The organism is Bradyrhizobium guangdongense (assembly GCF_006483445.1).
In the GTDB taxonomy this organism is placed as follows: domain Bacteria; phylum Pseudomonadota; class Alphaproteobacteria; order Rhizobiales; family Xanthobacteraceae; genus Bradyrhizobium; species Bradyrhizobium guangdongense_A.
On the sequence record NZ_PPPT01000157.1, the window covers coordinates 1 to 19403 of the forward strand.

Annotated in this window: 14 protein-coding genes; 6 read left to right on the forward strand and 8 right to left on the reverse strand. The window is 64.9% G+C overall.

The annotated features are described in order from the left end of the window. On the reverse strand, nt 1-1419 hold a 1419-nt coding region (locus C2U70_RS22455), incomplete at its 3' end, for a 4-hydroxyphenylacetate 3-hydroxylase family protein (RefSeq protein WP_140980598.1). A 104-nt stretch (nt 1420-1523) separates the two neighbouring features. Beyond that, the gene (locus C2U70_RS22460; protein ID WP_246666827.1) at nt 1524-2261 is read right to left on the reverse strand and encodes an IclR family transcriptional regulator domain-containing protein; all 738 of its coding nucleotides are present in this window, start codon (nt 2259-2261) and stop codon (nt 1524-1526) included. Between the two features lie 210 nt (nt 2262-2471). Here C2U70_RS22460 and C2U70_RS22465 point away from each other — a divergent pair, with 210 nt between their 5' ends. Genes C2U70_RS22465 through C2U70_RS22485 form a run of 5 tightly spaced genes read left to right on the forward strand, consistent with a single transcriptional unit; the run spans nt 2472 to nt 7209 of the window. After that, nucleotides 2472-3800 (forward strand): ABC transporter substrate-binding protein, encoded by a 1329-nt coding sequence (locus C2U70_RS22465; RefSeq protein ID WP_140980600.1) that lies wholly within the window; start codon nt 2472-2474, stop codon nt 3798-3800. A gap of 22 nt (nt 3801-3822) precedes the next feature. Continuing rightward, nucleotides 3823-4539 (forward strand): ABC transporter ATP-binding protein, encoded by a 717-nt coding sequence (locus tag C2U70_RS22470; RefSeq protein WP_140980601.1) that lies wholly within the window; start codon nt 3823-3825, stop codon nt 4537-4539. 3 nt (nt 4540-4542) lie between these two features. Further along, nucleotides 4543-5244, forward strand: coding sequence for an ABC transporter ATP-binding protein (locus C2U70_RS22475; protein WP_140980602.1), 702 nt, complete (start codon nt 4543-4545; stop codon nt 5242-5244). Between the two features lies 1 nt (nt 5245). Beyond that, the gene (locus C2U70_RS22480) at nt 5246-6115 is read left to right on the forward strand and encodes a branched-chain amino acid ABC transporter permease (RefSeq protein ID WP_140980603.1); all 870 of its coding nucleotides are present in this window, start codon (nt 5246-5248) and stop codon (nt 6113-6115) included. A 5-nt stretch (nt 6116-6120) separates the two neighbouring features. After that, nucleotides 6121-7209 (forward strand): branched-chain amino acid ABC transporter permease, encoded by a 1089-nt coding sequence (locus C2U70_RS22485; RefSeq protein ID WP_140980604.1) that lies wholly within the window; start codon nt 6121-6123, stop codon nt 7207-7209. Here C2U70_RS22485 and C2U70_RS22490 read toward each other — a convergent pair. The 4 genes from C2U70_RS22490 to C2U70_RS22505 form a co-directional block, all read right to left on the reverse strand. Further along, entirely contained in the window at nt 7199-7804 is a 606-nt protein-coding gene (locus C2U70_RS22490) for a pyridoxamine 5'-phosphate oxidase family protein (RefSeq protein ID WP_210243915.1), read from the reverse strand. The two genes, C2U70_RS22485 and C2U70_RS22490, sit on opposite strands and share 11 nt — an antisense overlap. A gap of 80 nt (nt 7805-7884) precedes the next feature. Then, nucleotides 7885-9339 (reverse strand): HlyD family type I secretion periplasmic adaptor subunit, encoded by a 1455-nt coding sequence (locus C2U70_RS22495; protein ID WP_140980605.1) that lies wholly within the window; start codon nt 9337-9339, stop codon nt 7885-7887. Continuing rightward, nucleotides 9326-11476, reverse strand: coding sequence for a type I secretion system permease/ATPase (locus C2U70_RS22500; protein ID WP_140980606.1), 2151 nt, complete (start codon nt 11474-11476; stop codon nt 9326-9328). Before C2U70_RS22500 ends, C2U70_RS22495 begins: the two co-directional genes overlap by 14 nt. A 30-nt stretch (nt 11477-11506) precedes the next feature. Next, nucleotides 11507-14353 carry a beta strand repeat-containing protein gene (locus tag C2U70_RS22505; protein WP_140980607.1) on the reverse strand — a complete coding sequence of 949 codons (2847 nt, stop codon included), beginning with the start codon at nt 14351-14353 and terminating at the stop codon, nt 11507-11509. Nucleotides 14354-14681: 328 nt separating this feature from the next. Between C2U70_RS22505 and C2U70_RS22510 the strand changes: the two genes are divergently transcribed. Beyond that, nucleotides 14682-15503 (forward strand): aspartate dehydrogenase, encoded by an 822-nt coding sequence (locus tag C2U70_RS22510; protein ID WP_140980608.1) that lies wholly within the window; start codon nt 14682-14684, stop codon nt 15501-15503. A gap of 241 nt (nt 15504-15744) precedes the next feature. Here the strand turns inward: C2U70_RS22510 and C2U70_RS22520 are convergent, their stop codons facing one another. Both C2U70_RS22520 and C2U70_RS22525 read right to left on the reverse strand, forming a co-directional pair. After that, nucleotides 15745-17046, reverse strand: coding sequence for a PQQ-dependent sugar dehydrogenase (locus C2U70_RS22520; protein WP_140980610.1), 1302 nt, complete (start codon nt 17044-17046; stop codon nt 15745-15747). A 200-nt stretch (nt 17047-17246) separates the two neighbouring features. Next, complete coding sequence (locus tag C2U70_RS22525; RefSeq protein WP_140980611.1) at nt 17247-19292, reverse strand: acetoacetate--CoA ligase; 2046 nt, start codon at nt 19290-19292, stop codon at nt 17247-17249. Between the last annotated feature and the right edge of the window lie 111 nt (nt 19293-19403).

Here is a 19403-nt window from a genome sequence, read left to right on the forward strand (position 1 = left end):
CGAGCCGCCATAATTGATCTCGTAGAGCTCGTGGCGTCCGCCGAACTCGCTGCCGATGCAGTCCCACAGCAGCTTGAGCAGTTTGACGCGCTCCTCGGCCTTGTAGCCGTTGGAGCCGCGCAAATAGCGATCGAGATAGGGACGGATCTCGGCGTTCTTGAAATCGCTGGAATGGCTGTTGAGATAGATCAGTCCGGACGCGACGGTCTGCTCGATCAGGTATTTCACCTTGGTGTAGGCCATGGTGGCGATGATCTGATAGGCGTTGCCGGGGTCCATGTTCGGCAGCACATAGTCGCCGATCCACGGCTTTGGATCCCTGACCATCGCATCCGACAGGCTCCAGAACAGGTTTCGCCAGGCGATGACCTCTCCGACATTGGCCTGCACGCCGCGATAGTCCTTGGTGCCCGCGGCCTCCGTCGCCTTCAACAATAGCCCGCTGATGAAGTCGAGCTTGACCGCAAGCCGCGTGCAGCCATGCACGACGAAGCGCGGCAGGAAACCGGTGCGCGGGAAGAAGTTGTTGGCCTTCTCGATATCGCCATAGACGAACACGTTCTCCCAGGGCACCAGCACCTTGTCGAGAATGAACACGGCGTCGTTCTCGTCGAGCCGGCTCGAGATCGGGTAGTCGAACGGACTGCCCATCACGCTCGCGCTCATCTCATACGACGTGCGGCAGATGAACTTTACGCCGGGTGCATTGGTCGGCACCATGAACACAACCGCGAACTTCTTGTCCTGCAGCGGGATGAGGCCGTGATGCGCGACGAAGGTGTAGTTGGTCAGCACCGATCCGGTCGCGACGACTTTTGCGCCCGATACGATCAGGCCGGCGTCGGTTTCCTTCTCGATATGGCAGCAGACGTCGGCGACCTCGTTCGGCGGCCGGTCGCGATCGACGGGCGGATGGATGATCGCGTGGTTGATGAAGGGCACGCGCTCCTGGGAGAATTTGTACCAGCGTTTTGCGTTGTCCTGATACGGATCGTAGAAGTCGGAGTTGGCGCCGAGCGTCGCGAGGAACGCGGCCTTGTAGTCGGGTGCGCGGCCCATCCAGCCATAGGTGATCTTGGCCCATTCGGCGATCGCATCGCGTCCTGCGATCAGATCCTCCATCGACTTCGGCGCCTTGAAGAAGGCGTGCGTCGTGCTGCCGTTTCCGGTGTCGGTCGGCAGCAACAGCTTGTCCTTGTGCTTGTCGTCGTGCAGCGCGTCGTAGAGGCGGGCGGTCATGCGCGCGGTGTTGCGGAAGGCGGGATGCGTGGTGACGTCCTTGACCCGCTCGCCATAGATGTAGACGGCGCGATCGTCGCGCAGCGAATCCAGATATTCCGCGCCGGTCTGCGGCTTTGTCACTTTGACGTTGCCGGTGTGCTCCGGCGGGATCGCCATTGCCGCTGCCTTGCCTGCCATCGCATCATCTCCCCTAGTTGTTCGATTATCGAACTAGTGTCCGTATTCCGAACTTGGCAAAACGATACGGCTGGCACCGCCGATTGGCAAGGGGAGGGGCTGGATCACACCGTCATCGCGGAGACCTGCTCGGCGATGCGGTTGAGCTCGGGGAGAAAGTGCTCGCGCATTTCGTTGCGCGTCGTCCGCGTCGCATGCGTCGACAGGTTGATCGCGCCGACCGCCTGGCCGCTGCGATCGAGCACGGGAACGGCCAGCGCGCGCAGGCCGCGCTCAAGCTCTTCATCGACAATGGAGAAGCGCTGCGCGCGGTCGGCGCGGATGCGATCGAACAACGCCTGCAGATCGGTGATGGTCTGCGGCGTGTAGGCCTCGATGCGCTGCGACTTCAGCCGCCGCCAGATCTCGGCCTCGTCGAGATAGCCGAACATGATGCGCCCGAGCGCGGTGTGCAGCGCCGGCAGGCGGCTGCCGACCGAGAGCGCCGCGGACATGATTCTGCGGGCCGGCATGCGCGCGACATAGACGATGTCGTGGCCTTGAAGGATCGCGGCCGAGCAGGATTCGCCGAGCCGTTCGCTCAACTCGCGCATCAAGGGCGTTGCGCGGTCGATCCAGCTTTGCGTCGACAGATACGCAAAGCCGAGGTCGAGGATCTGCGGCGCCAGCGAAAACGACCGTCCGTCCTGCTCGACATAGCCAAGCTGAGTCAGCGTCCGCAGCACGCGCCGCGCGGTGGCGCGCGAGAGGTCGGCGACCTCTGCGGCTTGCGACAGCGTCATGCTCGGCCGCTGCCTTCCGAACGCGCCCAGCACGGCGAGGCCCTTAGCGAGCGTCGTCATGAATTCCTTATCGTCGGGCTCGCCTCTGCGATGCCCGGGCTCGCTCTTCTGCGGTGGTGGAGCTTGCGTCATGCGCGGGCCTGTTGACTCCATCTGAGGTCTGTTCGACACTGGTCGACATACGAACGCATGTTCGAATATCGAACGCCGGCCCGTGTGTCAATCGATCCACGATGAGAATCCGGCGCATCCAGAGGGGAGGACGCGCAGATGACCTGCCGCAAGATCAGCTCGACTCATCGTCATTCCATCGACCGCCGCACACTCCTGAAATACTCGGCCGCAACTGGCGCCGTGCTGTCTGTTGGAATGACAGCGCCGGCGATCGCGCAGACGCGCGCGATCAAGCTCGGCTATGTCTCGCCGCAGACCGGCCCGCTTGCGGCGTTCGCGGAAGCCGACAACTTCATCATCGCCGGGTTCAAGGAAGCGGCGAAGGCCGGGATCAAGATCGGCAACGCCACCGTGCCGGTCGAGGTCATCGTCAAGGACAGCCAGTCCAATCCGAACCGCGCCGCCGAGGTCGCGAAGGATCTCATCGTCCAGGACAAGATCGACCTGATGCTCGTGGCCTCGACGCCGGAGACCACGAACCCGGTCTCGACCCAGTGCGAGATCGAGGAGGTGCCGTGCATCTCCACCGTCGCGCCGTGGCAGCCCTGGTTCATCGGTCGTCAGGCCAATCCCGGCGGCGGCCCGCCGGCATGGAAAGGCTTCAACTACACCTATCACTTCTTCTGGGGGCTCGAGGACGTCATCGCCGTCTTTACCAACATGTGGAGCCAGGTCGCGACCAACAAATCGGTCGGTGGGCTCTTCCCCAACGACGGTGACGGCAATGCCTGGGGCGACAAGGCCGTCGGCTTCCCGCCGGTGCTCGACAAGAGCGGCTACAAGCTCACCGATCCCGGCCGCTACCAGAACCTCACCGACAATTTTTCGGCGCAGATCGGCGCGTTCAAAGGCGCGAGTTGCGAGATTATTACCGGCGTGGTGCTGCCCCCTGACTTCACCACCTTCTGGAAGCAGTCGCTCCAGCAGGGCTTTAAGCCGAAGGTCGCCTCGATCGGCAAGGCGATCCTGTTCCCCGTTGCGGTCGAGGCACTCGGCAAGGACGGGCACAATTTGTCATCGGAAGTCTGGTGGTCGCCGAGCCATCCCTTCAAATCGTCGCTGACGGGCGCGAGTGCAAAAGATCTCGCCGGCGCCTATGAGGCTGCGACCAAGAAGCAGTGGACGCAGCCGATCGGTTTCGCGCACGCGCTGTTCGAGGTCGCCGTCGACGTGCTCAAGCGCACGCCGGATCGCGACGCCAAGGCGATCGCGGCGACGATCGCCGCCACCAATCTCGACACCGTCGTCGGCAAGGTGCAGTGGGGCGGGGCGAACCTGCCGCCCTTTGCCGCCAAGAATGTCGCCAAGACGCCGCTGGTCGGCGGTCAGTGGCGGTTCAAGGACGGCAAATACGATATCGTTATCACCGACAACAAGACGGCGCCGGCGATTCCCGTCGGCGGTCAGATGGAGGCCATCGCCTGATCGCGCGGCGCGTTGATCCCTCATGCTGCTGGAAGTCGCCGGCTTAAGAAAAAGCTTTGGCTCGATCGTCGTCGCCGACGATCTCGATCTCGTGGTCGCGCCCGGTGAGGCCGTCGGCATCATCGGGCCGAACGGTGCCGGCAAGACCACGTTGTTCAACCTGATCGCCGGCGGTCTCATGCCGACCGCCGGCGCTATTCGCTTCGACGGCCGCGACCTCCTGGGCGTGGCGCCCCCTGCGCGCTGCCGCGCTGGCATCGGCCGCACGCATCAGATCCCGCAGCCCTTTGAAAAGCTCACCGTCTTCGAGAATCTGCTGGTCGGCGCGGTCTATGGCCGCCAGAAATCCGAGCGCGAGGTCGCGCAGTCCTGCGGCGAGATACTCGAGCGGCTCGGCTTGCTCAGGCGCGCGAATGTGCTCGCGGGCTCGCTAACGCTTTTGGAGCGCAAGCGGTTGGAAATGGCGCGCGCGCTTGCGACCACGCCAAGACTCCTCCTGCTCGACGAGATCGCCGGAGGTTTGACCGAGGGCGAATGCCTCGAACTCGTCGCCACGATCAGGGGTATCAGGCAGACCGGGGTTGCGATCCTCTGGATCGAGCATGTCGTGCACGCCCTGCTCGCAGTGATCGATCGTCTGGTCGTTCTCAATTTTGGCCGCAAGATCGCGGAGGGCGTTCCGAAAGAGGTGATGCAGCGGCCGGACGTGCATCAGATCTATATCGGCATCGAGGCCTGAGCCATGCCGCTGCTGGAAACCCGCAAGCTCACCGCCTTCTATGGCGACTTCCAGGCGCTCTATGGCATCGACACGACGCTGGAGAAGGGCGAGACCATCGCTATCATCGGCGCCAACGGTGCCGGCAAGTCGACCTTCCTCAAATCCATCGCCGGTCTCATCCACGGCACGGCCGACAGCGTGCTGCTCGACGGCATTGCGATCGGCGCGCGGCCGGCGGCCGAGATCGTCAAGCTCGGCATCGCGCTCGTGCCGGAGGGCAGGCGGCTGTTTCCCTCGCTCTCGGTGGAAGAGAATCTGCTGATTGGCGGTTATGGCCGCAAGGCGCCGGGGCCGTGGACACTGACGCGCGTCCAGGCCCTGTTCCCGATCCTCAGGGAGCGGCGCGCCGCGGCTACGCCGACGCTGTCGGGTGGCCAGCAACAGATGGTCGCGATCGGGCGCGCCCTGATGTCCAATCCGCGCGTTCTCCTCTGCGACGAGATCAGCCTGGGGCTGGCGCCGATCATCATCTCCGACATCTACGCCGCACTGCCGCAGATCAAGGCGGAGGGCACCAGCGTCGTGCTGGTCGAGCAGGACATCGTGCAGGCCATGAAGGTCGCCGATCGCGTCTATTGCTTCCAGGAGGGGAGGCTGTCGCTCACCGGCCGCCCGCGCGATCTGACACGCGATCAGATCCACCGTGCCTACTTTGGGACCTGAGATGACCGGCTGGCTCGATGCATTGATCCAGGGTGTCCTGCTCGGCGGTCTCTACGCCTTGTTCGCGGCGGGGCTGTCGCTGATGTTCGGCGTGATGCGGCTGGTCAATCTCGCCCATGGCGATCTCATCGTGCTCGCCGCCTTCGCGATCCTGGTGGTCGCGACGAAGCTAGGCCTTGATCCCTTCGTCGCCGTGCTGCTGGCAATCCCGATCCTGTTCGTGATCGGTTTCGCGCTTCAACACGTGCTGCTCAACCGCACGCTCGGGCGCGATCTGCTGCCGCCGCTGCTCGTGACCTTCGGCCTCTCCATCATCATCCAGAACGGGCTGCTGCAGACCTTCTCGGCCGACAGCCAGCGCCTGCGCTCCGGCGCGATCGAGACCGCATCGATCCCGCTCGGCGGCGGCATCGCTGTCGGCGTGGTGCCGCTGTTGACGCTGCTATCAGCGATTGCGGTGATCGTGCTGCTCAATTTCATCTTCTACCGCACGCCGATTGGCCGCGCCTTCCGCGCGACGTCGGATGATCTCGAAGTCGCCCAGCTCATGGGCGTCGATCACAGACGTATCTTCGCCATCGCGATGGGGCTCGCCTTCGCGGTGATTGCAATCGCGGCGCTCTATCTCGGCCTGCGGGCAAATTTCGATCCGACCATCGGCCCGGCGCGACTGCTCTATGCCTTCGAGGCCGTGATCATCGGCGGCCTCGGCAGTTTTTGGGGGACGCTCGCCGGCGGCATCGTGCTCGGGCTTGCGCAAACCATTGGCGCGCGCATCGATCCGGAGTGGCAGATTCTGGCTGGCCATCTCGCCTTCCTGGCGGTGCTCGTGGTGCGGCCGCGCGGCCTGTTCCCGCGTGCGCAGGATTGATTGCGATGGATGACGCCGAAGCGAAGCCCGCGCAGACCTTCCGCATCGAGATCGCCGGAGGCGCCTCGCGCATCGCCGCGTCCATCGCAATTGTCATTGTCCTGATCTTGGCGGTGCTGCCGATATTCGCCGGCCGCACGCTGATCCAGGATTTCATCTTCCTGTTCTACATGCTGGCGCTGGCGCAATGCTGGAACCTACTCGCGGGCTATGCTGGCCTGATCTCGGTGGGCCAGCAGGCCTTTGTCGGCCTGGGCGGCTACCTGCTGTTTGCGCTGACGCTGATCGGCGGCCTCGATCCCCTGCTTGCGATACCGCTCGCAGGCGTAGTCTCGGCGCTGTTCGCGCTGCCGACCGCACTGATCGTCTTCCGCCTGCGCGGCGCCTATTTTGCGATCGGCACCTGGGTCGTGGCCGAGGTCTATCGCCTCGTCTTTGCGCAGATTAAGCCGCTCGGCGGCGGCACAGGGACGTCGCTGACGCCGTCGGTCACCTCGTCCGTGCCCGGTATCGAATGGGTGAAGACGTTGCTTGATGTGCGTACGCCGGCGGCGCGCGACATCGTCTCCTACTGGGTTGCGCTGGCGCTGGTGGTCGCCACGCTCGCCGCCGTCTACTTCATCCTGCGCTCGCGCCGCGGCCTGGCGCTTGGCGCGATCCGCGACCAGGAGGCTGCGGCCTCGGGCCTCGGCGTCGACATCTACCGCATCAAGCTTGCCGTCTATGTCGCGACCGCCGCCATGACCGGGATGATCGGCGCGCTGATCTATCTGCAGAAGGCGCGCATCTCGCCGGACGCCGCCTTCTCGGTGCTGGACTGGACCGCCTATGTCCTCTTCATCGTCGTGATCGGCGGCATCGGCACGATGGAAGGGCCTGTGATCGGCGCCATCATCTTCTATTTGATGCAGCGCTACCTGGCTGACTTCGGCGCGTCCTATCTTATCCTGCTTGGAGCGCTCGGCATCATCGTGATGCTGTTCGCGCCAAAGGGCCTGTGGGGGCTCGTTGCCGAACGCTATGGCCTGACGCTGTTTCCGACACGGCGTCGGCTCGTCGTGGAGACCGACAAGCGGATCCAGCTCAACCCTTGAAAGTCGGCTGGCGCGGGTGGACGTACTCCTTGAAGTCCGCGAACTCTTTCCACTTCGGCTCCGGCGCATCGCACCCGGCCTGCGGTGTATAGGTTGACGGCTCGGTCATCTGCATCGCCGGAATGTAGCGCGGGCAGTTCGGGAAGATCGCGCGCGCGGTGACGCGCACGATGAGCTGGGCGCCGACCGTCTCGGCCAGCAGCGGATCGTTGTCGCTGACGCGCGCCTCGCCGTTGACACGCAGGCGCCGCGGCTTGCCGTGCATGGCGATGAAGAGCAGGCCGATGTTCGGATTGACCGTGACGTTGCCGAGGCTCTTGAACATGCCATTGCCGTCATAGTCAGGGAAAGCGATCTCGGACGTGCCAGTCACGCGCACGAAACCGGGTGGACCGCCCTTGAACGAGCAGTCCGGCCGCCCGTCGTCATCCGCCGTCGCCAGGAAGAAATAGGGCAGGTTTTCGATGAAGGATTTGTCGTCCTCCGTGAACTGCTGGCGCGTCAGCTTCTCCTCCAGCCGATCTGAAATCCGGCGGCTGTCGAACCGGTCCTGCAATTGCCGATTTCCATCGTGAAACATCACGGTCTCTGGCATGGCTTCCTCCCGAGTGCGCGCCTGTGACACTACGCCTATAGCGTCGGCTCCGATATGGTTGTCCGCACCTCGTCCCAAACTCATCGCTCGTGCAGGACCTCCTGGCTGTAGCGGCGCAGTGGCGACAGCAGATAGCTCAGGACCGTGCGTGTCCCGGTCCTGATCTCGGCCGTCACGGCCATGCCGGGTGACAGATTGACCGCGCGACCGTCGACCTGCATCTGGGTACGATCAAGCGAAATACGCGCGCTGTAGCTCAGCTCTTGGCCGTTCGGCTCGCTGCTGTCTCGCTCGTTGCCCAGCGCACGGTTGCTTGGATGATCCATCGGCCGCTCTCGAATGATCGCGTCATGGGAGACGCCGAGCACGGTGCCGTGCAGCAGGCCGTAGCGGGTGAAGTTGAAGGTGTCGATCTTGACCTCGGCGCTCTGCCCGGCCTCGACGAAGCCGATGTCGCGGTTCGAGATCATGGCTTCGATTTCGAGCTGGCTGTCGCTCGGAACGATCACGAGCAGCGACTGCGCCGGGGTCACGACGCCGCCGACCGTATGGATCGAAAGTTGCTGGACGATGCCATCGACCGGTGCGGTGAGCCGCTGCAGGCTGGTCCTCTGCGTGGCCTTGATCAAGTCCATGGCGAGGCCATTGGCCTTCTGCTCGCTCTTGGTAAGATCGTCCGAGAGCGAGCGTCTGAATTCGGCGCTCGCCTGGGCCCGTGTCTCCTGGATCGCCGCGACCGCGGCGTCCGTCTCACGCAGATGGCTTTTCTGGATGCTCAACTCTTCCTGCTGGTCGACCAGGAGCTGCAGCACCTCGTAATAGGTCAGCTTGGAGCCGATCTCCTTCTCCATCAGCGTCTTGCGGATGTCGACGCGCTGCTGGATCACCGGAATGAGCTGTTCGAGCTTGTGGATGGCCGCGAGCGTGGTTTCGTGCTCGGCTTCCTTCTGCCCTTGTTGCCGCGCCAGCGCTGCGACCTTGGCGCGATGCTCGTTGATTTGGCTGATCAGAAGCTGGCGCTGGGTCGCCACCAGCACGGGATCGGCATCGGTGGGCGCGACGAGATCGATGGTCCCGCGGTCTCCGCTTGCGAGTGCGGCGCGCAGCCGTGCGATATTGAGCTGCTCGGCGCGGAGATCGTCGCTGAGGTGATCGCGGTCGGCGGCATTGACGGTGGGATCGAGCTCGATCAGCACGTCGCCCGCCCTGACGGTCTGGCCATCCAGCACGCGGATGGCATGGACCACGCCGGTCTCGAACGGCTGAACCACCTTGCTGCGTCCGCTTGATACGACCTTGCCCGGTGCCGACGCGACGATGTCGATCGTGCCCCAGGCCGCCCAAGCCAGCGCCACGCAGAACAGTGCGATGACCGTCGCCGCGATGCTGCGGCCGATCGGCGAGGGCGGGCTGTCCATCACCTCGAGGGCTGCAGGCAGGAAGGCCAGCTCTTGCGTCGCCCTGCCGCTCGACTGGCGAAACGGGACGACGTTGGGTTTGACCGTCGCGGCGGCCGCTGGATTAGCCGACCTCATGGAGCCCTCCCTGGAGACGATAGAGCGCGGAATAGGGACCGCCGTTCCTGATCAGCACCTCGTGGGAGCCGTCCTCGACCAGCCGGCCACGCTCGAGCGTGAAGATGCGGTCGGCGCCGCGCACGGTGGAGAGTCGGTGCGCGATGATCAGCACCGTGCGCCCTCGCGCGATCTCCTTCATGTTCTGCTGGATGATGCGCTCGCTCTCGTAGTCGAGGGCGCTGGTGGCTTCGTCAAAGATCAGGACTTTTGGATCGGTGACGAGAGCGCGGGCGATCGCAAGGCGCTGCCGCTGGCCGCCTGACAGCGTCGAGCCGCGCTCGCCGACCGCGGTGTCGTAGCCCTCGGGCAGCTCCAGGATGAAGTCGTGCGCGCCGGCAAGCTTTGCTGCGGCGATGACGCGTTCCATCGACATCGCCGGATCGGTCAGCGCGATGTTGTCGCGGACGGTGGCGTTGAACAGCACGTTCTCCTGCAGCACGACGCCGATCTGCCGCCGCAGCCATGCGGGGTCGGCCATCACGACATCCATGCCGTCGATCAGGACGCGGCCGCCCTGCGGCACGTACAGCCGCTGCACCAGCTTTGCAAACGTGCTCTTGCCGGAGCCCGACGGGCCGACGATGCCGACAGTCTGTCCGGCCGGCACGTCGAACGACACGTCGTTCAGCACCTCCTGACCGTCGACGCGGTAGCGAAAGCTGACATGGTCGAAGCGGATGCGGCCCTCGATGGCGGGCAGCGCCGCACGCGCGGCCGCATAGGTTGGCTCGGGCGTGGTGTTGAGGATGTCGCCGAGTCGGGCAATCGATAGCCGCGCCTGGTGAAAGTCCTGCCAGAGCTGCGCCAGCCGCAACACCGGCGTGCTCACCCGGCTTGCCAGGATATTGAAGGCCACGAGCTCGCCGACCGACATGCCGCCGCCGATCACGAGACGCGCGCCGAAATAAAGGATCAGCGCAGTGACGACCTTGCTCACGAACTGCACGAGCTGGCTTGCGGTATTGCCGAGGCTCAGGACGCGGAAGCTCGACGAGACGTAACCGGCGAGCTGCTCTTCCCAGCGCCGCTGCATCTGCGGCTCGACCGCCATCGCCTTCAGCGTCTCGATGCCGGTGACGCTTTCGACCAGGAACGCCTGGTTCTCGGCGCCGCGCCGGAATTTTTCGTCGAGCCGCTGGCGGAACAGCGGTGCCGCCACGGCTGATATCGCGATGTAGAACGGGAACGAGGCCAGCACGATCGCGGTCAGCAGCGGCGAATAGGCAAACATGACCGCGAGGAAGACCGAGGTGAAGAGGAGGTCGATGACGAGCGTCAGCGCCGAGCTGGTCAGGAAGTTGCGGATGTTCTCGAGCTCGCGCACCCGCGCGACGGAATCGCCGACCCGCCGTGCCTGGAAGTAGGACATCGGCAGCGCCAGCAAATGCCGGAACAGCCGCGCGCCGAGCTCGACGTCGATCCGGTTGGTCGTGTGCGCGAACAGATAGGTCCGCATGATGCCGAGTACCGTCTCGAACACTGAGATGGTCACGAGGCCGATCACCAGCACGTCGAGGGTCGTCACCGAACGATGCACCAGCACCTTGTCGATCACGACCTGGAAGAACAGCGGCGAGACCAGGGAGAAGAGCTGGAGAAAGAACGAGGCGACCAGGACCTCGCCGAGCAGGCGTCGGTATTTGCCCATCGCGCTCAGGAACCAGGTGATGTCGAAACGTCTGGAGAGGTCGGAAAGGCCGACCCGGCGCGTCATCAGGATGAGGCCGCCATCCCAGATCGCGTCGAGCTCGGCGCGCGTCATCAGCCGGGGACGCGGCTCCTGCGGCGGCTGAACCAGCACCTTCTCGATGCCCGCCTCGTCGCCAGCCTTGGCGACCACCATGAAGCTGCCATCGCGCAGCATGGCGATGGCGGGTAGGGGCGTCTTCATCAGGCGTGGCCAGTCACTGCGGGCGGTGCGCGCCTTCAGTCCAAGATCCCTGGCGCACCGGAGGATCTCCGGTGCGCCGAGGGAGGTCGTTCCCAGCCGATGCCTGATCTGCTCGCGATCGGCCGGGACGTTCTGGAGGTGGAGTAACGTCAGGAGCGCGTTGAGCCCGGACTCGTCGCTTCCTGTCTCACGATCGGTCGTCATCTGGTTTCTCCGGAACGCTGGCGGACGTGATCAGGCGTGCTGCGGCGGTGCCAGCACCGGCGCTTCCGTCTGATGCGGCTCGACCATCGGCATTCCGCCAGGGCCGCCGCTTGCGACAAAGCTGCCGGCCATTGCCTGGCTGAGCAGCGTCGCGCTTGCGACTGGAGCGAATCCATTGATCACGACGTTGTCGCCCGGTCCGCCGTCAAGGACGTCGACCCCGCCGCCGCCGAGCAGCACGTCGTCACCATTGCCGCCGCTCAGCACGTCATTGCCGGCGCTGCCGATCAGGACGTCGTCGCCGTCGCCGCCGTTTGCGACGAGCTGGAGACCGCTGTTGCCGAGACCGGACGCCGTGATGACGTCGTCGCCGCCGAGTCCGTTGATGACGAGACGATCACCCACGCCGAAGTTGGAGATTTTCACCTCTTCCTTCAGGCCGGTCACGGTGACGACGCCGTTGTTGTTGGTCACGGTGATGACGTCGTCGCCCGCGGTCGCGTTGAGGACGACCGTATCCGCCGCGCCATCGCCGGCGCCGAGGTCGAGATCGACCTCGTTCACATTGGTGCCGGTGAGGTCGTTGACGTTGATGGTGTCGGCGCCGCCGAGCGCATTGAACTGGATGCGCTCGACGCCGTTCAGGTCCATGGCGATGTTGGCGACGTCCCGGGTGAAGAGAGCCCGGCTGCCATTGGCGGAGATATTGATATTCTCCGCGATGTTTGCGCCGTTGAACCTGAGCGTATCGGTGCCGCCCTGGCCTTCGACGATGTCGCTGCCGTCGCCGGGATTCCAGACGAAGGTGTCGTCACCTGCACCGAGACGGGCCACGTCGTTGCCGCGCCCGCCGAACACGGTATCGTTGCCGGCGCTGCCGGTGATGCTGTCGTCGCCGTCGCCGCCATTGATCGTGAGGTTGGCGAGTTGCCCCGCCTTGATCATCGACGCATCGATCACGTCATTGCCGCCGAGACCGTTGACGGTCATGGAGTCCTCGGCGCCGACATTGGTGACAGTGACCTGTTCGGTCAGGCCTTTGACCAGGACCGAGCTGCCGCTGCTGACGAGGTTGATGTGATCGTCACCAGCCGTGCCGTTGACCGTGACGGAGTCGGCCGCCCCGTCGGTCCCGGCGCCGCCGGGGTTGCCGCCGAGATCGATGGTCACGCGCTGGACGCCGGTGCCGGTGAGGTCGTTGAGCGTGATCTGGTCCGCCCCGCCGGTCGCGTTGAGCTGAAGACGCTCGACGGCGTTGAGGTCCATCGTGATATTACCGACGTCGCGGAACAGGCGCACCCGGCTGCCATTGGCCGAGATGTCCATGTGTTCGGCGGCATTGGAGCCGTTGAAGACGAGTGTGTCGGTGCCGTCGCCACCTTCCACGACGTCGCTGCCGTCACCGGGATTCCAGGTGAAGGTATCGTTGCCGGCGCCGAGGAGGGCAATGTCGTTGCCCATCCCGCCGTTCACGACGTCGTTGCCGTCACCGCCGATCAGGAGATCGTCGCCTCGGCTGCCGGTGATGGTGTCGTTGCCGGTGCCGCCGTCGATGGTCAGGCCGATCACGCCGGCCGACACCGTCGAAGCATCGATCATGTCGTTGCCGCCGAGACCCTGGATCACCAGGCGATCGCCGGACTCGACGTTGCTCAGCGTGACGACTTCCTGCAGGCCGCTGACGGTCACCGTGGTGCCGGTGGCGGTCACCTGGATGTGGTTGGCACCGCCGGTGCCGTTGACGGTCACGGTGTCGCTCGCGCCGTCGCCCTGCGTGCCGCCGCTCGCGCCGAGATCGATCCCGACATCAGTCACGCCGGTACCGGTGAGGTTGTCGACGAGGATATTGTCGGCACCGCCGAGCGCGTTGAACTGGATCTGCTCGACCTTCGTCAGGTCCATCGTGATATTGGCAACGTCGCGCGTGAATCTGGCGTGACTTCCGTTCGCCGTGATCGCGATCTTCTCGCTGATGTTCGCGCCGTTGAACACGAGCTTGTCGATGCCGTCGCCACCGTCGACGATATCGCTGCCGTCACCGGGATTCCAGATGAAGGTGTCGTCGCCGCTGCCGAGCTGCGCGGTGTCGTTGCCGCGCCCGCCGGCGACGATGTCGTTGCCGTTGCCGCCGATCAGCAGGTCGTTGCCGTCGCCGCCGGTGATCCTGTCGTTGCCGTCACCGCCATCGAGCGTGAGCTGGATCAGGCTGGCAAGGCCGTTGCTTGCCGTGATGACGTCGTCGCCGCCATTGGCGTGGACCACGAGATTCTCGGTGGTGCCGATATCGAGGGAGAACGGCGCCGGGGTGACGCGGTCGAAGCGCACGCGCGTGCCGTTGGGGGTGATCGTAAAAGTCTCGGCGCCGTTGCCGCCATTGACCTCGGCCGTGTCGGTTCCGTCGCCGCCTTCGAACAGGTCGGTGCCGCCGCCGGGATTCCAGATCATCCGGTCATTGCCGGCCTCGCCAAAGACCTGGTCGTCGCCGGTGCCGCCGTCCAGGGTGTCGTTGCCGGCACCGCCGAACAGCAGGTCGTTGCCGCCCTGGCCCCTGAGCGTATCGTTGCCGGCCTGGCCGAACAGCATGTCCGCGCTCGAGCCGCCGATCAGCGTGTCATTGCCTGTGCCGCCGAACAGATGCGCCGATGGCAACGCGCCATTGGCTTCATTCAGCGAGATCGTATCGTCGCCGGCCTGACCGAACACGTCGATCTCGGCGGTGTTGGCGACGGTCGGCTTGTCGCCGAGAATGGACCCGGCACCGCCATTGACGAGAATATTGCCGGCTGCGTCGCGGCTGGTCACGATGGAGTTACCGAGGGCGTCGCCGAACTCCGTCAGCAAGCCGGTGTTTTTGGAAAATACTGCCGTGGTCGCCATTGCATTTCATCCTTTAAACAAATCGAGCCCCGTGCACCGATGCTAGGTGGCGGCCAATGGCGGTGTCCTCACGCTAAGCTTGAGAGCGGCGTGATTTTTCGGAAGGAAGCTGTCCAGAATTTCTGGGGATGCCGTGCAGCATCACGGCCGCGTCATTCGCTGCCGGGACCGGTTCGCGATGGCGTGATTCACGCGCGGTCGCGAGAGCAGGCATTGGCTGCCGCTATTGCAGTCGCGCCGCGCTCGGAGCCGGTTCGATTCCGCGTGATGCTTTGCGCGACCGTGATAGCTGAGCTATGGAATAACCTGGGCGAAGAGGGGTTTCGGCATGGCTGAAGGTCGGCAGGAGAATTTGCGCGTTGCGATCGCGGGCCTCGGCTCGATCGGTACCAAGATCGCGCGCGAGCTCGATCGCGGCATCGAAGGCTTGGAGCTGTCAGCGGTCGCGGTGCGCGATCCTGCCAAGCATCAAGCGTTCCTGAACGGCCTCGGCCGTAAGCCCTCCGTTCTTGCCATCGACCAGCTCGGCGAAACCGCCGATATCGTCGTCGAATGTGCGCCGAGCAGCCAGCTCCGCGCTATCGTCGAGCCGGCGGTGAAGCGCGGCAAGACCGCTGTCGTCGTCAGCGTCGGCGCACTGCTCGAGAACGGTGATCTCATCGACATCGCGCGCGCCAATGGCGGCCGCATCATTGTGCCGACCGGCGCGCTGATCGGGCTCGACGCGGTCGCGGCGGCTGCCGTCGGCACCATTCATTCGGTGAAGATGGTCACGCGCAAGCCGATCGACGGCCTGAAGGGCGCGCCCTTCATCGTCCAGAACAACATCGACATCGACGGACTGCGCGAGCCGCTAAAGCTGTTCGAAGGCACGGCGCGCGAGGCCGCGAAGGGCTTTCCCGCCAATCTGAATGTCGCGGTCGCGCTGTCGCTCGCGGGCATAGGACCGGACAAGACGTCGGTGCAAATCTGGGCCGACCCAACCGTGACGCGCAATGTGCACCGCATCGAGGTGGAAGCGGATTCCGCGCGCTTCTCGATGTCGATCGAGAACATCCCGTCGGAGAACCCCAAGACAGGGCTGATCACGGCATTGTCTGTCATAGCGCTGCTGCGCAAGCAGCGCGCCACGCTCAGCGTGGGCACCTAGACCAACGTCGTAGGCGAGCCGCGAATTAGACAGCATACCCCGCATTCATACGGGGCAATTTGCCATGCCGTCGTCTTAGTTCGCCGACTACAATCCGGTTCATGAGTAGCGAGTACGATCCTCAAGCGTTAGCCGTGGCCGCGATGAAGTTGGCCGTGGCGTCCGAAGGCCTCGAACGACATCGGCTGATCCGTTTCGCGCAGGCCTGGCACGAGATCGCGCGTGATCGCCACGGCCGCGGTCAGGCGCCGGTGACGCGCCAGATCACGTTACCGACGTCGTCGGCCACCAAGAGCGAGCCGTCGGGCCCGAGCGTCACGCCGACGGGCCGTCCGTAGGACTCTTCCTCGTCCGGGGAGAGACAGCCCCACAGGATGTCGCGGGCCGGGCCAGACGGCTTTCCATTCTCGAACGGCACGAACACCACCTTGTAGCCGCTCAGCGTGCTCCGGTTCCACGAGCCGTGCTGGCCGATCGCCATGCCGTCCGGGAAGCCCGGCAGCGTGCCGGCCGGCATCCAGCACAGGCCGAGCGAGGCGGTATGGCCGCCGAGCGCATAGTCCGGCGTGATCGCCTTCGCGACCATTGCGGCATCCTGCGGCACGCGGTCGTCCACGGTCTGACCCCAGTAACAATACGGCCATCCGTAGAAGCCACCGTCGCGCACCGAGGTCAGATAGTCGGGCGGCGTCTCGTCGCCGAGGCCGTCGCGTTCGTTGACCACGGTCCAGAGCGTGCCGGTATTCGGCTCCCAGGCAAGACCCACCGGGTTGCGCAGGCCGCCGGCAAAAATGCGGCTCTGGCCGGTCGCGAGATCGAGCTCGTAGACCGCCGCGCGGCCTTGCTCGACCTCCATGCCCATCTCCGCGATGTTGCTGAGCGAGCCGACGCCGGCATAGAGCTTCTTTCCGTCCGCGCTCGGTAGCAGGCTTCGCGTCCAGTGCCCGGAGGGCTTGAACGTGACGAGCTTCTTGCCCTGCGCGGTGATGCTGTCTGCGCCTGCGGCATAGGGGAAGGCCACCACGCCGTCGGTGTTGCCGACGTAGAAGGTGTCGCCGACCAGCGCCATGCCGAACGGCTGGCTCAACCCTTCCATGAAGGTACCGCGGTGCTCGGCAAAGCCGTCGCCGTCCTTGTCGCGCAGCAGTGTGATGCGGTTGGCGCTGACGCCCAGCGCGGCCGCGCGGCGCATCGTTGCCTGCATCGCAAGGTGAAACATGCTGCGGGCCGGCCCGGGAATCTGTGTTGCCTCCGCGATCAGCACGTCGCCATTGGGCATGACGTTGATCCAGCGCGGATGGTCGAGGCCGGTCGCGAAGGCGTTGACCTTGAGGCCGGGCGCCACGGTCGGCTTCTGTCCCTCGCTCCAGCCGCGTGCCGTCGGCATCTTCAGCGTCGGCACCGCGCCCTGCGGCCTGGCGGCCGGAATCTCCGGCGCCTGGCCCCAGGCGGCCGTTTGGGGAACTCCCTGCATGCGCCGCCACACGACGGCGCAAGCGCCGATCAGCGCGACCACGCGCGCGAAAAAGCTCGAGAAATCCATGTACTTCCCCTGTTGACCGCGCCTTCCGGCATCTTGGAGAGGGCAGGGCGCCCGGCGCGCATGACCGTAATCATACGATCTTACCGCGCGCAACCGAATCACCGAGATTGCATAGGCGCTCCCTTGTCAGAGCGTTTCCTCCCTGAACTAATCTTAGAGCCCGCCCTGGTTGGCGGGCTTCTTTTTCGCCCGGCCCCGCCTCAGGCCGCGGTCCGCGCCAGATAGCGTTTTGCAAAATCCATGTACCAGTCCAGGCAGCCTGGATTGGCCATCGCATCCTTGTTGATGACCTTCTCCAGCGGCTGGCCGAGCAGCAGCTTCTTGATCGGCAGTTCCTGCTTTTTCCCGGAGAGCGTGCGCGGGATCTCGCTGACCGCAAACATCTCGTTGGGCAGGAAGCGGCGCGACAGCCCGGCCTCGATCGCGGTGTTGATCTTTGCCTGCATCGCGGCATCGAGCACTGTGCCCTCGCGTAGCACCACGAACAGCGGCATGTAGCTTTCGCGGCCGAGATATTCGAGATCGACCACCATGGAGTCCAGCACTTCCGGCAGCGCCTCGATCGCCGAGTACAGCTCGCTCGTGCCCATGCGCAGGCCGTGCCGGTTGATGGTGGCATCGCTCCGCCCGTAGATCACGCAGGAGCCGTCCGGATTGACCTTGAGCCAGTCGCCGTGCCGCCACACCGGGCCGCGACCGGTGCCGTCAAAATTGTCCGGATAGGTTTCGAAATAGCTGGCGCGATAGCGCGCATCGCCCGGGTCGTTCCAGAATCGCAGCGGCATCGACGGCATCGGCTCGGTGCAGACGAGCTCGCCGACCTCGTCGATCACGGCGCGGCCCTGCTCGTCGAAGGCTTCGACCGCGGCCCCGAGCGCGCGGCATTGCATCGCACCCGGCGTCTGCGGCAGCTCGCGATTGCCGCCGATGAAGGCACCGGCGAAGTCTGTGCCGCCGGAGATGTTGGCCCACCAGATGTCGGCTTGTGCGGTGCTGCCGTTGATTTTCGAGAGTGCGGCAAAGCGCTCGTTGAACCAGCCTTGCGTGTCGGCGCTGAGCGGCGAACCGGTCGAACCGAGCGCGCGCAGGCGCGAGAGATCGCCGACGGAGGTCAGGTCGAGCTCGGCCTTGGAGCAGTTTGCGAAGAACGCCGCGCCCGCGCCGAAGAAGGTCGCGCGCGATTTCGCGACGAAGCGCCACAGCGTCGTCCAGTCCGTCTTGTCCTTCGGGCCGGAGGGACTGCCGTCGAAGATGCAGCAGGTGGTGCCGTTGAGGAGACCGCCGGTTTGCGAATTCCACATGATCCAGCCGGTCGAGCTGTACCAGTGATAGCGCTCGCCAAACGAGTTCGGCTGGTACGAGCAGCCGAGGTCGTTGTGCAGCACCAGCAGTGCCAGCACCACGATGATGATGCCGCCATGGCCGTGCACGATCGGCTTCGGCAGGCCGGTCGTGCCGCTTGAATAGACGATCCAGAGGGGATGATCGAACGGCAGCCAGGCCGGCTCAAAGGCGTCGATCGCGGCGCTGCGGTGTGCGAGGATTTTTGCGAGCTGCGCATCGGGTGTTGCGACGTCTTTGTCGCCATGCAGAATGACATGCTCAACCGTCGGCAACGCGCGGCGGAGCTCGTCGACGACATTGCGGCGGTCATGCCGCCTTCCGGCATAGGTGACGGCATCGCAGGCGATCAGCACCTTCGGCTCGATCTGCTTGAAACGATCGATCACCGCGGGTGCGGCCATGTCGGGCGCGCAGACGCTCCAGATAGCGCCGAGGCTCGCGGCCGCGAGGAAGGCGATGATGGTCTCGGAGATGTTCGGTAAGTATGCAGCGATCCGGTCGCCGGGGCCCACGCCCTTGTCCTTCAGGTGCAGCGCGAGCGCAGCCGCCTTGCGCCGCAACTCCGGCCAGCTCGTTTCCGTCAGCACGCCGTCCTCGCCGCTGCTCACGATGGCCGGCAGGCCGGCGGCATCGGCTTTCGCTGCGTGCCGGAACACCTGGTGCGCATAGTTTACGGACGCACCGGGAAACCAGACCGCGCCGGGCATTTTGCGCATCGTCAACACGGCTTGATACGGCGTCGGCGAGGTCAGCTCAAAATAGTCCCAGATGCTCTGCCAGAACGCATCGAGATCGCGCACGGACCATTGCCGCATGTCTTCATAGTCGCGGAAATTCAGGCCGCGCTCTGCGCTGAGCCAGTTTCGGTAGCGGGCAATCTGGGGGACGTAAGGTGCGCTCATGATCATCGACTTGTATGGCAGAAGGGCTCAGCACTCTAGCCGAGCCCCCTGCATAGCAGAAGTCGTGTGGGGAGGCCGCGAGCAGCGGCCTCCCATGCACGCATCGCCGGT

Excerpts from the sequence above, each read along its gene's own strand:
- C2U70_RS22505 (WP_140980607.1), bottom strand. The coding sequence starts at position 14,353 with ATGGCGACCACGGCAGTATTTTCCAAAAACACCGGCTTGCTGACGGAG.
- C2U70_RS22500 (WP_140980606.1), bottom strand. The coding sequence starts at position 11,476 with ATGACGACCGATCGTGAGACAGGAAGCGACGAGTCCGGGCTCAACGCG.
- C2U70_RS22525 (WP_140980611.1), bottom strand. The coding sequence starts at position 19,292 with ATGAGCGCACCTTACGTCCCCCAGATTGCCCGCTACCGAAACTGGCTC.
- C2U70_RS22460 (WP_246666827.1), bottom strand. The coding sequence starts at position 2,261 with ATGACGACGCTCGCTAAGGGCCTCGCCGTGCTGGGCGCGTTCGGAAGG.
- C2U70_RS22490 (WP_210243915.1), bottom strand. The coding sequence starts at position 7,804 with ATGCCAGAGACCGTGATGTTTCACGATGGAAATCGGCAATTGCAGGAC.
- C2U70_RS22475 (WP_140980602.1), top strand. The coding sequence starts at position 4,543 with ATGCCGCTGCTGGAAACCCGCAAGCTCACCGCCTTCTATGGCGACTTC.
- C2U70_RS22510 (WP_140980608.1), top strand. The coding sequence starts at position 14,682 with ATGGCTGAAGGTCGGCAGGAGAATTTGCGCGTTGCGATCGCGGGCCTC.
- C2U70_RS22480 (WP_140980603.1), top strand. The coding sequence starts at position 5,246 with ATGACCGGCTGGCTCGATGCATTGATCCAGGGTGTCCTGCTCGGCGGT.
- C2U70_RS22470 (WP_140980601.1), top strand. The coding sequence starts at position 3,823 with ATGCTGCTGGAAGTCGCCGGCTTAAGAAAAAGCTTTGGCTCGATCGTC.
- C2U70_RS22495 (WP_140980605.1), bottom strand. The coding sequence starts at position 9,339 with ATGAGGTCGGCTAATCCAGCGGCCGCCGCGACGGTCAAACCCAACGTC.
- C2U70_RS22520 (WP_140980610.1), bottom strand. The coding sequence starts at position 17,046 with ATGGATTTCTCGAGCTTTTTCGCGCGCGTGGTCGCGCTGATCGGCGCT.
- C2U70_RS22465 (WP_140980600.1), top strand. The coding sequence starts at position 2,472 with ATGACCTGCCGCAAGATCAGCTCGACTCATCGTCATTCCATCGACCGC.
- C2U70_RS22485 (WP_140980604.1), top strand. The coding sequence starts at position 6,121 with ATGGATGACGCCGAAGCGAAGCCCGCGCAGACCTTCCGCATCGAGATC.